This window comes from Streptomyces sp. NPDC046821 (assembly GCF_040645335.1).
Classification (GTDB): domain Bacteria; phylum Actinomycetota; class Actinomycetes; order Streptomycetales; family Streptomycetaceae; genus Streptomyces.
In genome coordinates this window covers 172,352-186,031 of the sequence record NZ_JBEYYB010000013.1, presented here as the reverse complement: position 1 = coordinate 186,031, position 13,680 = coordinate 172,352, and the positions used below count along the sequence as shown (strand labels likewise).

Annotated in this window: 8 protein-coding genes and 1 tRNA gene; all 9 read right to left on the bottom strand. The window is 70.4% G+C overall.

Translation table 11 applies throughout. From position 1 onward, the window contains the following. Positions 1–207 precede the first annotated feature (207 nt). The 9 genes from ABZ893_RS26745 to tmk all read right to left on the bottom strand — a co-directional run bounded on the left by ABZ893_RS26745 (position 208) and on the right by tmk (position 13,599). A complete protein-coding gene (locus ABZ893_RS26745; protein WP_361408106.1) occupies positions 208–1,644 on the bottom strand; it encodes a restriction endonuclease subunit S in 1,437 nt (478 codons plus the stop codon). After that, positions 1,641–2,420 (bottom strand): hypothetical protein, encoded by a 780-nt coding sequence (locus ABZ893_RS26740; RefSeq protein WP_361408104.1) that lies wholly within the window; start codon positions 2,418–2,420, stop codon positions 1,641–1,643. The genes ABZ893_RS26745 and ABZ893_RS26740 overlap by 4 nt, the downstream gene beginning before the upstream one ends. Further along, the gene (locus ABZ893_RS26735) at positions 2,417–3,745 is read right to left on the bottom strand and encodes an AAA family ATPase (protein WP_361408102.1); all 1,329 of its coding nucleotides are present in this window, start codon (positions 3,743–3,745) and stop codon (positions 2,417–2,419) included. The genes ABZ893_RS26740 and ABZ893_RS26735 overlap by 4 nt, the downstream gene beginning before the upstream one ends. Beyond that, on the bottom strand, positions 3,742–5,940 hold the full coding sequence (locus ABZ893_RS26730) for an N-6 DNA methylase (RefSeq protein WP_361408100.1): 2,199 nt from the start codon (positions 5,938–5,940) through the stop codon (positions 3,742–3,744). Before ABZ893_RS26730 ends, ABZ893_RS26735 begins: the two co-directional genes overlap by 4 nt. 188 nt (positions 5,941–6,128) lie before the next feature. Continuing rightward, positions 6,129–6,530 (bottom strand): hypothetical protein, encoded by a 402-nt coding sequence (locus tag ABZ893_RS26725; RefSeq protein WP_361408099.1) that lies wholly within the window; start codon positions 6,528–6,530, stop codon positions 6,129–6,131. Between the two features lie 406 nt (positions 6,531–6,936). After that, positions 6,937–7,010 (bottom strand) — tRNA-Thr (locus ABZ893_RS26720). 118 nt (positions 7,011–7,128) lie between these two features. Beyond that, the gene (locus tag ABZ893_RS26715) at positions 7,129–8,745 is read right to left on the bottom strand and encodes an alpha/beta hydrolase (protein ID WP_361408097.1); all 1,617 of its coding nucleotides are present in this window, start codon (positions 8,743–8,745) and stop codon (positions 7,129–7,131) included. A 190-nt stretch (positions 8,746–8,935) separates the two neighbouring features. Beyond that, positions 8,936–10,141 carry a DNA polymerase III subunit delta' gene (locus ABZ893_RS26710; RefSeq protein ID WP_361408095.1) on the bottom strand — a complete coding sequence of 402 codons (1,206 nt, stop codon included), beginning with the start codon at positions 10,139–10,141 and terminating at the stop codon, positions 8,936–8,938. A 143-nt stretch (positions 10,142–10,284) separates the two neighbouring features. After that, complete coding sequence (gene tmk / locus ABZ893_RS26705) at positions 10,285–13,599, bottom strand: dTMP kinase (RefSeq protein ID WP_361408093.1); 3,315 nt, start codon at positions 13,597–13,599, stop codon at positions 10,285–10,287. Positions 13,600–13,680: the final 81 nt, after the last annotated feature.

Below are 13,680 nucleotides of genomic sequence, written 5' to 3'. Positions count from 1 at the left end.
ACCGGCCTGGGGATCCGGCCGGGCTCAGGGACTTCTCAGAGTGGTCCCGCCCGGCCGGAACCAGCTGGTCCGGCTCGGTGGTCCATTCCAGCCCGCCGCCGACCGGGCGGAGGAAGGCGAGGCGGCGGACCGGGCTGGCGGCGGGGCCCGCCGGTCATCGGCGGGCTAGGAACAACGGCCTCGTATCCGTTGGCGGCCTGCTCAACCTCACCGAGTCGCGCTGTGCTCCAACACGGCCCGTTCCAAGAGCTCCAGAGCCTTGTCTTCCTTCCGGTCAGCCTCGTCACGCTTCCGGTAGGCGGTGCGGATAGCTTCCGCGATGCGTTCCCGGTCGGGTGCAGTGAGGACGGGGACAGGAATCTGAGCGCGGAGCCCCTCGTGAATGTCCTGTTGCTTCCCGCCGGTGGACATAGAACGCAGGACGCGGAACATGGCCTCGGAGCGGAGGAAGGCGAAGAGGTAGGCGCCAGGGAAGTCGGAATCACCGCTGCGAATGCGGAGGAAGTGCTCCGAGAACGCGTACGACAGCCACGCCCCGGTGGCAAAGATCGGGCGGCAGAACACCTCGTTCTCGCCCAACGTCCCCTGAGAGGCGACAAGAATCGTCTCGTCCTGGGCAAGCACCTCGGATGACGTCTTGGACTTGCTGATCCACCGCCCTACCGGCCGCAGCCAGAACGCCTGCCGCTGGCCCACCAACTGATAGCTGTGATGCGGGTCTTCAGCGCCGTCCATACGCATGAAGCGCAAACCCCTGCTGAGCTGCCCCCCGTTGCAGATCTCGCCAAGCGTCACATGGTCAACGTCGCGCAGTTGTTTCAGGATCCGCGCAGCCCTGGGCTGAAAATTGAGGGCGCGCAACGTCGTAGACGTCAACCCTCGCTGCACAAAGCCGAGATCCTGAGCCCGGTCGTCATGCCACCGCAGGTCGATCAGTTCTTCAAGCCCAGCCGTCTTGAACAGATCCTCGGTCGCACCGACCGACCCCGCCTGAAACTCGGCCCTCAGCGCAGCCGCTTCCTCCACCAGCTCGTGGATCTCCTGTTCCAGCGCCGGGTCGAACCGTGGCACAGGCAGCCAGGAAATATGGTGGGGCTCGATGTGCTGGATGATCGCGCCGTACGCCTGGCTGGTGACGATGGGGACACCAAAGCGGCTGCGCAGGAATGTGTTCAGGTAACCGGGAGGAATTCGTTCCGGATCCGGCTGGACCTTCATGACGTGCTGGGAGGACCAGATACCCGCCATGTCCTCGCGGACGTAGGACATCCGGCCGATCGTCCCGGAGCAGGAGATCAGCGTCATCCCGGGCCGGATCTCCAGGTACGGAATCTTGTCCGCCACCTTGGCCCGGCTCAGGAGCGGCAGGTGGGTCAGGTCCGCTTCCATCATGTCCGTGCTGCCGAGAAACGGCACCGCTTGCGCTGGATCGGTGACGTAGACGCGGCTGAACTTGGGCCCGTTGAAAATTCCTCCGCCGTGCCCAGCAGTCAGCTCGTCCAGCTCGTCCTTGCGAGCCGGCAACCGCTCCAACAACTTCCGTGCTTCGAACGCCCCCGAAAGATAGGGCGCCGCGTCCATCCGCAGCCCCTGCTCCCGCAGCCAGCTCAGCCGTACCGGATTGTCCTTGGACGCGATCTTCACTGCGCGTACTCCGTCGTCGTGTGTGCCATCGTAGTCTCGGCCGGGAACCAGTCCGCGAGCGTCGCCATCAGGTGCTGGAACGACGCGTCCGTGCAGCCACGTACGGAGGGGACCGTCTCCGCGTACCGTCGGAAGATGCCGTTGTTCTTGGGGCCGGTGTACTTCTTCTCGTGCAGGTACTCGACCGCGCGCTTCGGGTCGTCGGGTTTGGCCTTGCCGGGGTCCCACAGGCCGGCGTCCTGAAGCACCTGGCGCGGGGTGCGCTCGTCACCCTTGCCCGGGGGTCGCCAGACGAGGGCCTTCTTGATGGCCGGGGTGTGGTCCGACCAGAACCAGTTCTCCAGCTCCGGTTCGATGACGACGACCGCGAACTGCGGCCAGTGGTCCTCCAGTTGCGCTGTGATGCGCTTGCGGATCTCGTCCGGGGGCAGCGGGTTGTCGTAGGCATGGTCCTGCACCACGATCGCGCGACGGTACTCGCCGCGCCAGGGCTGGAGCAGCGCACCGGCCCTGAGTGGCAGCTCGGAGTCCTTGTGCGGCGCGAGCTTGATGTCCCGTCCGCCGTCGAAGACGAACGGACCGCAGCCGAGCTTGTGGTGGATGTCCTTCCGGTCCAGGAAGGCGCCGATCATGGCCTTCATGCCCTGGTCGGCGACGTAGAAGACGACGTCCCGCTTCCCGGACTCGTCCGGCGGCCCCGTCTGCTGTCGCGGAACCGGCGCGGTAGATCCGTTTCCGCTTCCGCGCGGTGCGCGCCGCGCAGCCCCCTTGCTCACTCGAACACCCCCGTCGCGAACAGCGTCCCCAAATCGAGATCCCCACGCCAGTCGGCCAGTCGCGGGTGCAGGTCGCCCCGTACGACCGTGACCGCGCCGGTGTCGTGGTCAACGCGGGTGGCGAGTACGTGGGGCAGCTCCACGTTGGCCAGGACCAGGGGTGACTGAGTGGCGACGAGCACCTGACAGTCCCGTACGGCCTGGAGTGCCTGCATGACGATCTCGATGGCCTGCGGGTAGATGCCGTTCTCCGGTTCCTCGGTGACCAGGAGGGCCGGCGAGTCGGGCAGGAAGGCCGGCAGGGTCAGAGCGAACACGCGCAGGGTGCCGTCGGACAGACCGGAGGAGGTCACTTGGTGGCCGCCCGCGTAGGTCACACGGAAGTACGCGTGGCGATCGTCCTCGCGCTCAACGACATCGATCTCCCGCACCTGCGGCAGGGCGATCCTGACCAGGTCCACCCAGGCGTCGTACAGCTCCTTGTCCTCGTGCTTGAGACGCAGGGCCAGCCACGGGGTGTTACGGCCGACGGGGTCGAGTTGAGGCGTGCGGCCCGCGGGCGGTGCGGCCTGGCGCAGGGCGGCCCAGTCGGGCGCGTAGGACAGCGTGCCCTCGCGCAGCAGACCGCGGAACCACAGGGCCGCGGGGAAGTGACCCTCGTCGAACGGAACCGTGTCCAGCGCGAGCCTGCTGTGCGGACTCTGCCAGGTCAGCGGGGGCTGCCCGCCGACCTCGGAGGTGAAGCGGGAGACCCGGCCCCCGGTACGGGCGATCACCGGCCGCCAGCTCTCGTCCCAGGCCCACCGGACGCGATAGCTGCCGCCCCGGCCGGTGGCGATCTTCTCGTCCGGGTCCTCGAAGGCCCGCTCGCCCAGTACCGGACGCACCGGATGCCCCTCGGGGAAGAGCACGAGGTACTCCGCCGCGATCTCGATGCCCCGGCCGTCATCGATCGGAGCGAGGTGTAGCTCGTACCGCAGATGTGTGGGCAGCAGGAGACGCGGGTTGCGGGTGGCCTCCGCGAGCACCTCGGTGACCTCGTCCGGGAGCCGCGCCTCCACCGCGAAGCCGAAATCGCTGTCCCTCCCCCGGTGGACCGGCTCGGTCAGGGACTGTGCACGCGGCGGACGGCCGGTACGGGCGGACGGTCGTAGGAAGGCGTCCTCGATCCGCTCGGCGCCGAGCAGCTCGGCGAGCAGGACCGGGATGTCGAGGAGGGTGCTCTTGCCCGAGCCGTTGGCGCCGGCCAGCACGTGGAAGCCGGACAGGTCGACGGCGAGGTTCTCGAAACAGCGGTAGCCGTACGCCTCGATACGGGTGATCATGCGCCAGCGTTCCAGGGGAACTCGTGAGCGTACCGCGCGGCGAACTCGTGGTAGGCCTGGGCGATCTTCGGCAGGTCGTTGTCGATCTTCTGCACGCTGCGCCGGATCTCCCGCGGCACCTCGACTCCGCCGATCCGCAGGATCTCGCGCTCCACCTCTTCCTCGGCCACCACCTCCCCGTCGGGGGTGCGCACGTAGACCTTGTTCCCTCGCCGGTCCACGCCGACCTTCTCCGCGACCGCCATGAACACCGGGTAGTCGGCGGCCCCGAACTCCATCTCCTCCTGCCGCTCCCGGTCGGTCTTGCGGCGCAGGAAGAGGAGAGTGGTGAGGATGTTGACGTTGGCCTCGGCGATGAAGGTCTCGACGGGGAGTTCCACGCTGCCCAGGACCCAGCACTGGTCGAGGATGAAGCGGCGCACCGCCTCGTCGGCGGGGCCGGGATTGGACAGGATTCCGTTCGGCAGGACGATGCCGATGCGCCCGCCCGGCTTGACCCACTCCACGGCACGCTGCACGAACAGCCTCTCGGGGGAGACGGCGGTCGCCCCGTCGCCCCTCGTCAGCTCGCCCTCGCTGTTCTTCGCCCAGGTGTAGGCGACGCCGTACTGGCCGCCGCTCTGGCGGAAGGTGTTGAGGATCATGTCCTCGGAGACGGGGATGTCCGAGCCGAACGGCGGGTTGGTCATCAGGACGTCCACCGCGCCCAGCCTTATCTGCGGGAAGCCGAACGCCTCGTCGTTGCCCGGCAGATGGCCATCCGGGAACGCGAGCGAGTCCATCTGGAAGGCGTGCCCCGCCGTGTCCGTGAGGGTCATCAGGCTCATCACGGTGGCCCGGCGCAGGAAGGGGTCGAAGTCGGCCCCGAAAAGGTGCTCGTCCGCGTAGGCGGCCAGGCTCCGACGGTAGTCGGCCATCTGCCGGGCGAGTTCCTGGGCGTTGGTGAAGGTGCCGTTCTCGGCCTTCTGCCACTTGCGCAACAGGTGGTTCAGGGTCTCCCGCAGGAAGCCGCCGGTACCGCAGCAGGGGTCGAAGACGGTCTCGTCCTCCTGCGGATCGAGGATGTCGACGACCAGCTTCACCGCTTCGTTAGGCGTGAAGTACTGGCCGCGGTCGCCACGCAGGTTGTCCCCTACGAGTTCCTGGTATGCGACGCCCTTGGCGTCGATGTCGGTCGTGCCCAGGTCGTACGGCGCCAGTTCACCGACGATGAAGGTGAGCGCGGGGACGGACAGCGTCAGCTCGTCACGGTTGTCGAAGAGCCCCTGCTTCTTGTAGAAGTCCTTGACCTCTTCAAAGAGCTTCTTGACCCGGGCCGCCACCTCAGGGCTGCCCGCCCTGCGCTGGGCGCCGCTGGCAGTGGTCTCTGTCCTGACCAGGTCCTCGATGTCGATGCGGAACCGCGGTTCACGCCCATGCTCGCGGACCATGCGCTCGTCGTAGATCTTCGCGAACAGGACGTAGAGGAACTGCCAGAACGCCGCGTCCTTGGGCAGCCCCTCGTTGCCGTGGATGTAGTTGTGGCAGCGCCGGAAGGCGAAGCGCAGCATGTACTTGTCCGCGCGCCGGATCTCCGCCAGGGAGGACGCGTCACGGGCGGCATCGAAGGCCGTGTCGTCCCCGCGCGGCCAGTTCGGCAGGGGGCGGAAGCGGTCCTCGAACCGGAGCTCCCGGCCCTCATCGTCCTTCTTGAGCCGCTCCACGAAGTACAGGTCGATGTCATCGGTCCACAGGCCCAGATGGCACTGCGGCCCCACCACGCTCATCAGCGACTGGAGGTCGTCGATGTCCTTCGTCGCCTGCTCGTGCGTGCGGATCTTGGTGACGGTGCGGCCCGTCCGGGGACGCGGCTTGGTGATGACGATGCGCCGCAGATACTCCAGGCGATGCGGCTTGTTGGCCTCGAAGACAGCGATGCTGACCTTCTTCCGGCTCTTGCGGGTGCCCTCACCGGCCGGAATCTCGATCGTGTAGTCCCGCGCCATGTCGTCGGGATTGATCCCGTACTGGTGCACGAGGACCCGGGCGATGTGCTGCCGGACCTTTTCGGCCTCGGTCAGCTTAAGGACGTCCTGACCGGTGATGTAGTCGATCGTCTCGTCGTCCCCGAGCGCGCGCGGCGGCGAGACCTCCCCGGACCGCTTCTTGGGCTCCTCCGGCACGGAAAATCCAAGGCCCAGCTGCTCGTCCGCCATATCCGCCGTCTACTCCGTCCCGACTTCCACCACGCCCGACTTGTGCTCTGCGACGGGCCCATCCACTTTGCGGACCCACCTTACGGCGTGGTGCGTGACAGGAATCGCGGAGTGAGCCGAACACCGCGCGGTGAGCCGTGCGGGCGCCTCGAAACGACGACGCGCCTCCCGGACCCGCCGACGGCACTTCACCCTGCGCACTCGGCCACCGACGGGTCGGACGGGTCGTCGGGCGGCAGGAGCACGGTGGTCTCCGTGCCGTCGAAAGCGTGCAGCGTGGTGGTCGCGCGGTTCCACCTCCGGATCATCGAACCGGGCGGAGCCGTCACCCGGACCGCACCGTCCTGGAGGGCGAGACGGACCCCGGTGGCGCGCTCCTCGAGCAGCACGCGGTAGCGGCCCGGGGGCAGGGCGCAATCAACGGGCGGCGTCTTGCCACCACAGTCGAGGGCGTCGACGCCGCGGGCGTGGGCCGCCTGCCACAGGCGCGGGACGAGACGGGGCGCGTACGGCACAGTGGCCCGCACCCGGCGCTTGCTGCCGCAGAAGACCAGAACACTGCCGCCGTCCGCGGACGTCGGCGCCTCCACGCCGCAGATCACCGCGCCGACCGGCGACGCAATGCAGCTCGGCTCGCCCTACTGGGACTGCCGACAGTGAAGCAGCGCGTCGTCGCTCGCGCTTCAGGAAAACCCCGCCGACCGCGCGATTGTCCGGATGGCACGACTCTCATGCGAAATCCGCGAGTCTGACCGAGGAACCCTCTGCACGCCTGGCCACCAAGTGGCCACCAGCTCGACCTGGACAGGGCCGGGGAGATCGGCAGCCATGAACAAATGCTGGGGTCACAGCCCCGCAATCCGCAACCGCCACTGGCCGTCAACTCCGCACCTACGCATTGCGATGCACGGACTGCACGTGCCTGATTGGCCCGAATTTCAAGATCAACAGAACAAGAAACCCCAGGTCAGATATCTAACCTGGGGTTCACCATAGAGCCGCCTTCGGGATTCGAACCCGAGACCTACGCATTACGAGTGCGTTGCTCTGGCCATCTGAGCTAAGGCGGCGTGCCGTCCGCACCATGGTGCGGGCCGCAACGTCGCCAAGTCTACACAGTTTTTGGGGGTGCTCCGCACACCCCCGTTCGGGCGGTCGGGAGGGCGTCGAAACGTACCCCCGCACCCCTTATGAGCAGCGCTTTCCGTCCTTCGGTGGGGTTCCGTCGACGAGGTACGTGTTGATCGCCGAGTCGATGCAGTCGCTGCCCCGGCCGTACGCCGTGTGGCCGTCGCCCTCGTAGGTGAGGAGCTTGCCGGAGTCGAGCTGGCTCGCGAGGGACCGGGCCCAGCGGTACGGGGTGGCCGGGTCGCGGGTCGTGCCGACCACGACGATCGGGGCGGCGCCCTTCGCCGCGATGCGGTGCGCCTCGCCGGTCGCCTTCACCGGCCAGTACGTGCAGTTCAGCGCCGACCACGCGAGGCCCTCGCCGAAGACCGGGGACGCCTTCTCGAAGGCCGGCAGGGCCGCCTTCACCTCGTCGGCGTTCTTGAAGGACGGCGGCAGGTCCAGGCAGTTCACCGCCGCGTTCGCCGCCATCAGGTTCTGGTACTTACCGTCGCCGTCGCGCTCGTAGTAGCTGTCGGACAGGGCGAGCAGGGCCGCGCCGTCCTTCTGCTTGATCGCCGAGGTGAGCGCGGCGCGCAGCTGCCCCCACGAACCCTGGTCGTACATCGCCGCGATCACGCCGGTCGTCGCCAGCGCCTCACCGAGTTTGCGGCCCGAGGGGTCGCCGGTGGGGATCGGCGTGCGGTCCAGGTCCGTGAAGAAGGCTTTGAGCCGCTTGCCCGCGTCGGCGGCGCTGCCCGTGCCCAACGGACAGTCCGAGCGCTGCACGCAGTCCTTAGCGAACGACTGGAACGCCGTTTCGAAGCCGGCCGTCTGGTCGCGGTTCATGTCCCGCGCGGACAGTGACGGGTCCATCGCGCCGTCCAGGACGAGGCGGCCGACCCGGGTCGGGTAGAGGCCCGCGTACGTCGCCCCGAGGAACGTGCCGTACGACGCGCCGACGTAATTCAGCTTGTCGTCGCCGAGCGCCGCGCGCAGGACGTCCATGTCGCGGGCCGCCTCTACCGTCGAGACGTGCGGCAGCACCTCGTGCGACATCGTCTCGCAGCCGGCGGCGAACTTCTTGAAGGACGCCGACAGTTCGTTCTGCTCCGCCTGGTCGTCGGGCGTGACGTCGGTCTGCGTGTAAGCGTCCATCTGCTTGCCGTCGAGGCACTCGACCGGCTCGCTGCGGGCCACGCCGCGCGGGTCGACGGCGACCATGTCGTAGCGGGCGCGGACCGCCGCCGGGTAGCCGAGGGCGGCGTACGACTGGAGGTAGCCGACCGCCGAGCCGCCGGGGCCGCCGGGGTTGACCAGGAGCGAGCCGAGGCGCTTGCCGGGGCCCGTGGCCTTCTTGCGGGAGACGGCGAGTCTGATGTCGCCGGAGTCCGGCTTCGCGTAGTCCAGGGGCGCCTTCATCGTGGCGCACTCGAAGCCGGGGACGCCGCAGTCGTGCCAATTCAGCGTCTGCCCGTAGTAGCGGGACAGGTTGGCGGGGATCGCCTTGGGCAGCGCTGCCAGCGAGACGTCCGCCGTCTGCGTGCTGCCCGAACTGCCGGGCGAGCAGGCGGACATGAACAGTCCGGCGGCGGCGAGCACGGTTCCGCAGGCCCGCAGGCCGCGAAGCGGGGGCCGAAGGCCTCGGACGGGGGCCGGGAGGCTTCCGGCGGGGGAATGGTGGCGCCTGAAGTACATCGGTCGAGACTAACCTTCCGCGTTCAGATGATCACGGTGTGTGGCAACCCGGCCCCGTACGAGTTAACCGGCTTCGCGAGAGTTACGAGTCCCAGGTTCATCCGCGGTCCGGGGCGCGACGCCGGGTGCGCCATGTCCCGTAGCCGCCGCAGCCCGTACGTGGTCGGCGTCAGCCCGCCCGTGGTCGGCGTCAGCCCGCCCGCAGCGCCATCGTCATCGCCTCGACCGCCAGCAGCGGCGCCACGTTCCGGTCGAGCGCGTCGCGGCACTCGGCGATCGCCTCGATGCGGCGCAGCGTCGCCTCGGGCGAAGCCGCGCGCGCCAGGCGCTCCAGCGCGTCAAGGGCGTCGGTGTTCGCGAGGGCCACGCGGGAGCCGAGCTGCAGAGCGAGCACGTCCCGGTAGAACCCCGTGAGGTCCGTGAGGGCGAGGTCGAGGCTGTCGCGCTGTGTACGCGTTCTGCGGCGCTTCTGGCGGTCTTCGAGGTCCTTCATCACGCCCGCCGTGCCGCGCGGCATCCGGCCGCCGCTCTGGGCGCCGAGCGCCGCCTTCAGCTCCTCGGTCTCCTTCGCGTCGACCTCCTCGGCGAGCTGCTTGGTGTCCTCCGCCGCCGTGTCGATCAGCTCCTGCGCGGCCTTGAGGCATCCGCCCACGTCGTCGACCCGCAGCGGCAGCTTCAGGACGGCCTCTCTGCGGGCACGCGCGCGTGGGTCCGTGGCGAGGCGTCGCGCGCGGTCGATGTGGCCCTGGGTGGCGCGGGCCGCCTCGGCGGCCACGTCCGGCTCGATGCCGTCACGCCGGACGAGCATGTCGGCCACCGCCTCGACCGCGGGCGTACGCAGCGTCAGGTGGCGGCAGCGGGAGCGGATCGTGGGCAGCACGTCTTCGAGGGAGGGCGCGCAGAGCAGCCACACGGTGCGTGGGGCGGGCTCCTCGACGGCCTTCAGCAGGACGTTCCCCGCGCCCTCCGTGAGGCGGTCGGCGTCCTCCAGGACGATGACCTGCCAACGGCCGCCCGCGGGCGACAGCTGGGCGCGGCGGACGAGCTCGCGGGTCTCCTTCACGCCGATGGAGAGCAGGTCCGTACGGACGATCTCCACGTCGGCGTGCGTCCCGACCAGGCTGGTGTGGCAGCCGTCGCAGAATCCGCAGCCGGGGGCTCCGCCGAGGGCGCGGTCCGGGCTGACGCACTGGAGCGCGGCGGCGAACGCGCGAGCGGCGGTCGCCCGCCCGGCGCCGGGCGGGCCGGTGAACAGCCACGCGTGCGTCATCTTGGAGGCCTCGGGCGGCGGGGCGTTCGTCGCGTGGGCGGTGACGAGCGCGTCGGCGTCCCGCGCGGCGGCGTCGAGCTGCGCGGCCACGCGCTCCTGGCCCACCAGGTCGTCCCATACGGGCATGGACTACCGCCTCACCGTCGGAACCCCACCGGATTCCCTGTTTGCTCTACCGGATTCATTGTGCGGGACGGCACTGACAACGCCGTGCCGGTGACCGGTACGAGGACCAGTCACCGGCACGGCGTTCGCACCCGGGCTACTTCTCAGCGCCGCCCTCGGCGCTTGCCGCCCCTGCCTTCGTCACCGTCGTCGTGGCGGCCGAGCAGTTCGTCCGCGAGCGACGGCAGGTCGTCCAGCGGGGTCTCCTCCGCCCAGTCGGGCCTCGGCCGCTGACGGGGGCGGCCCGACTCGTCGACCTGGGGCAGCTCACGGGTGGAGTCGTTCTCGCCGACGCCGGCGCCCGTACCCGTACCCGTACCGGAACCCCAGCCCGACGGCCGCTCATCGCGGAAGTACCCGGGCGGAACCCGGTCCTCCGGAGCGCCACCGGCGCTCGGCGCCGCGTCGCGGACCGGCGGCAGCACCGCGGTCTCGTCGGCCGCCGACGCCGAATGCGGAGGCATCGGCAGCTGCGTCGTCTCGTCGTTGTCCCCGCCGTGCCAGGCACCATGTCCGGCCCCGGAACCTGCCCCGGCACCCGCGTCCGTCACCCACGGCAGCACCGTGGTCTCATCGGCCGCACCGCCCGCCGGCTTCACCATGGGCGTCTGCACGGTCGTCTCGTTGTCGGCCGACTCAGCCTGGGAGCCCGTAGAAGACGAACCCGTAGAGGGCGAGCCCGAAGACGACGAACCCGAAGACGACGAGCCCGGAGACGACGAACCCGCAGACGCGGCCCCCGTAGACGACGAACCGGAAGACGCGGACCCCGTAGACGGAGCGCTCACGGACCGCGACGCCGTCTCCGCCGCCGCCGATGCCGCCGCCGCGGACGCCGCCGCGAGGCGTCGCGCCTCCTCCGCCTTCAGGAGCGCTTCCTCCGCCTTGCGCTGCTTCTCCAGGCGGCGCTCCTCGGCCTCCGCGCGCAGGCGCGCCTCCTCCTCCAGCTGACGGCGGCGGCGCTCCTCCTCGGCGGCCCTGGCCTGCTCCTCGGCGAGCACCCTGGCGCGCTCCTCCTCGGCACGACGGCGCGACTCCTCGGCGCGCTGCCTGGCCTCCTCGGCCTGGCGCTCGGCCTCGCGGCGCTGCGCCTCCTCCAGCTCGCGCTGCTTGCGCTCCTCCTCCTCGGCGCGCAGCTTGGCCAGCTGCTCCTGGCGCTCGCGCTCCAGGCGCTCTTCCTCGGCCTTGCGGGCGGCCTCGGCCTCGGCCTTCCTGCGGGCCTCCTCCTCGGCGGCCTTACGGGCCTCTTCCTGCGCCTTGATCTCGGCCTCGGACAGCGGCAGCACCGTGTCGAGCCGGTGCCGGACGACCGTCGTGACGGCTTCCGGCTCCTGGGCCGCGTCGACCACGAGGTAGCGGCCAGGATCGGCGGCGGCGAGCGTGAGGAAACCGGACCGCACGCGCGCGTGGAACTCGGCCGGCTCCGACTCGAGCCGGTCGGGCGCCTCGGTGAACCGCTCGCGCGCGGCCTCCGGGTCCACGTCGAGCAGGACGGTCAGGTGCGGTACGAGGCCGCCGGTCGCCCAGCGGTTGATGCGGGCGATCTCCGTGGGCGAGAGGTCGCGGCCGGCGCCCTGGTAGGCGACGGACGAGTCGATGTAGCGGTCGGAGATGACGACCGCGCCGCGCTCCAGGGCGGGCCGTACGACGGTGTCGACGTGCTCCGCGCGGTCGGCGGCGTACAGCAGGGCCTCCGCGCGGTGGGACAGGCCGGCGCTCGACACGTCGAGGAGGATCGAGCGCAGGCGCTTGCCGACCGGGGTGGCGCCGGGCTCGCGCGTGACGACGACCTCGTGGCCCTTTTCGCGGATCCACTCGGCGAGGGCCGCGGCCTGGGTCGACTTCCCGGCGCCGTCGCCGCCCTCCAGGGCGATGAAGAAGCCGGTGGCGGCGGTGGCCTGCGCCGGGTCGTTCCCGCCGAGCAGCGCGTCGCGCAGGTCGTGCCGCAGGGGCACTCCGCTGCGGTCGTCGGCCTTGGCCAGGACGAGGGCTGCCACGGGGAGCAGCAGGGCGCCGACGAGCATCAGCGTGAAGGCGGCGCCGCCGTGCGCGAACACGAACTTGCCGTTGACCAGGCGGTGCGGGCCGATCGCCGCGGCGAGCACGGGCGCGGCGACGGCGGCGACCGCGACGACGACGCGGACGACGGCCTGGAGGTGTTCGGTCGTGCGGGCCCGGCGGTAGTCCTCGGCCTCCTGGTCGAGGAGGGTGTGGCCGGTGTTGGCGGCGATGCCCGCGGTGACGCCGGCGAGGGTGACGATCAGGAGCACGCTCGTGACGTCGGGGACGAGGCCCGCGGCGAGCAGCGCGATGCCGGTGAGGGCGATCGCGAGCGCGAGGAGCCTGCGGCGCGACAGCGACGGCAGCACGGAGGGCGCCGAGCGGATGCCGATGACCGTGCCGCCGGTGAGGCCGAGCACGAGCAGCCCGAACAGCACCGGACCGCCGCCCATGTCCTTGGCGTGCAGTACGGAGACGGCGACGGCCGCCGAGATCGCACCCGCGACGGCGGCGCACGCGAGGACGAGCAGCGGGATGGCTCCCGTGCGCCCCTTGTCGACGCCGTTGCCCGTACGGGGACGGCGCAGGCCCTCGAGCGGGGACCGCGCGCGCGGGGTGTGCACGTCGGGAAGCTCGAGGAAGAAGACGACGGAGAGCGAGGCGGCGAACAGACCGGCCGCTACGTAGGAGGCGAGTGCCGCCTGGTGCAGGCCGAACCAGTCGACGCCGGCGCCGATCAGGTTCCCGACAAGCGTGACGAGTACGAGGCCGGCGGCCGCGATGGGCAGCGCCACGAAACCGGTGCGCAGGGAGAGCCGCCGGAGCGCTTCCATGTGGTCGGGCAGCGGGCGTACGGCCGCGCCTTCGAGGGGCGGCGGGGGCAGCAGCGAGGGAGCGGCGCTCTCGCGCGACACGGTCCAGAAGCGCTCGGCGACACCGATGACGAAAGCGGTGACGAGCAGGGCCGCCAGCGCGTTGTCCGGGGTCCAGTCGATCCACAGGGGCGCGACGATCAGGAGGGCCGCCCGCACGCCGTCCGCGCCGACCATGGTCCAGCGCCGGTCGAGGGGACCGTCCTTGGAGGTCAGCGACGTGAGCGGGCCGAGCAGGACGGCTCCGAAGAGCAGCGTCGACAGCACGCGCGCGGCGAACACGACGGCGACGGCGAAGGCCACGCCTCGGTACCCGCCGCCGAACGAGGCCTCGGCGACGGCGGTCTGGAGGGTGAGCAGCACGAGGACGAGAAGTCCGAGCGCGTCACCGACGCCGCCCACGAGCTGGGCGCTCCACAGTCGTTTCAGCTGCGGTACACGCAGCAGGGCGCGGACGGCGCGCTCCCTGGAATCTGCCACCAGGGCGTCGTCGGGGGCCGGACTCTGGGCGGAATTCTGGGCCGTTGGCTGCTCGGCTCGCATCATTCGTCCAGACTATCCGGCCCCACCGACACCCCGGAGGGCTGCCCGAACATATGGCCGCCCGCGGCGAGTGCCCCGGGCGGC

Bases quoted from the DNA above. Each gene is read 5' to 3' on its own strand.
- ABZ893_RS26715 (WP_361408097.1), bottom strand. From the start codon at position 8,745: ATGTACTTCAGGCGCCACCATTCCCCCGCCGGAAGCCTCCCGGCCCCC.
- tmk (WP_361408093.1), bottom strand. From the start codon at position 13,599: ATGATGCGAGCCGAGCAGCCAACGGCCCAGAATTCCGCCCAGAGTCCG.
- ABZ893_RS26735 (WP_361408102.1), bottom strand. From the start codon at position 3,745: ATGATCACCCGTATCGAGGCGTACGGCTACCGCTGTTTCGAGAACCTC.
- ABZ893_RS26710 (WP_361408095.1), bottom strand. From the start codon at position 10,141: ATGCCCGTATGGGACGACCTGGTGGGCCAGGAGCGCGTGGCCGCGCAG.
- ABZ893_RS26730 (WP_361408100.1), bottom strand. From the start codon at position 5,940: ATGGCGGACGAGCAGCTGGGCCTTGGATTTTCCGTGCCGGAGGAGCCC.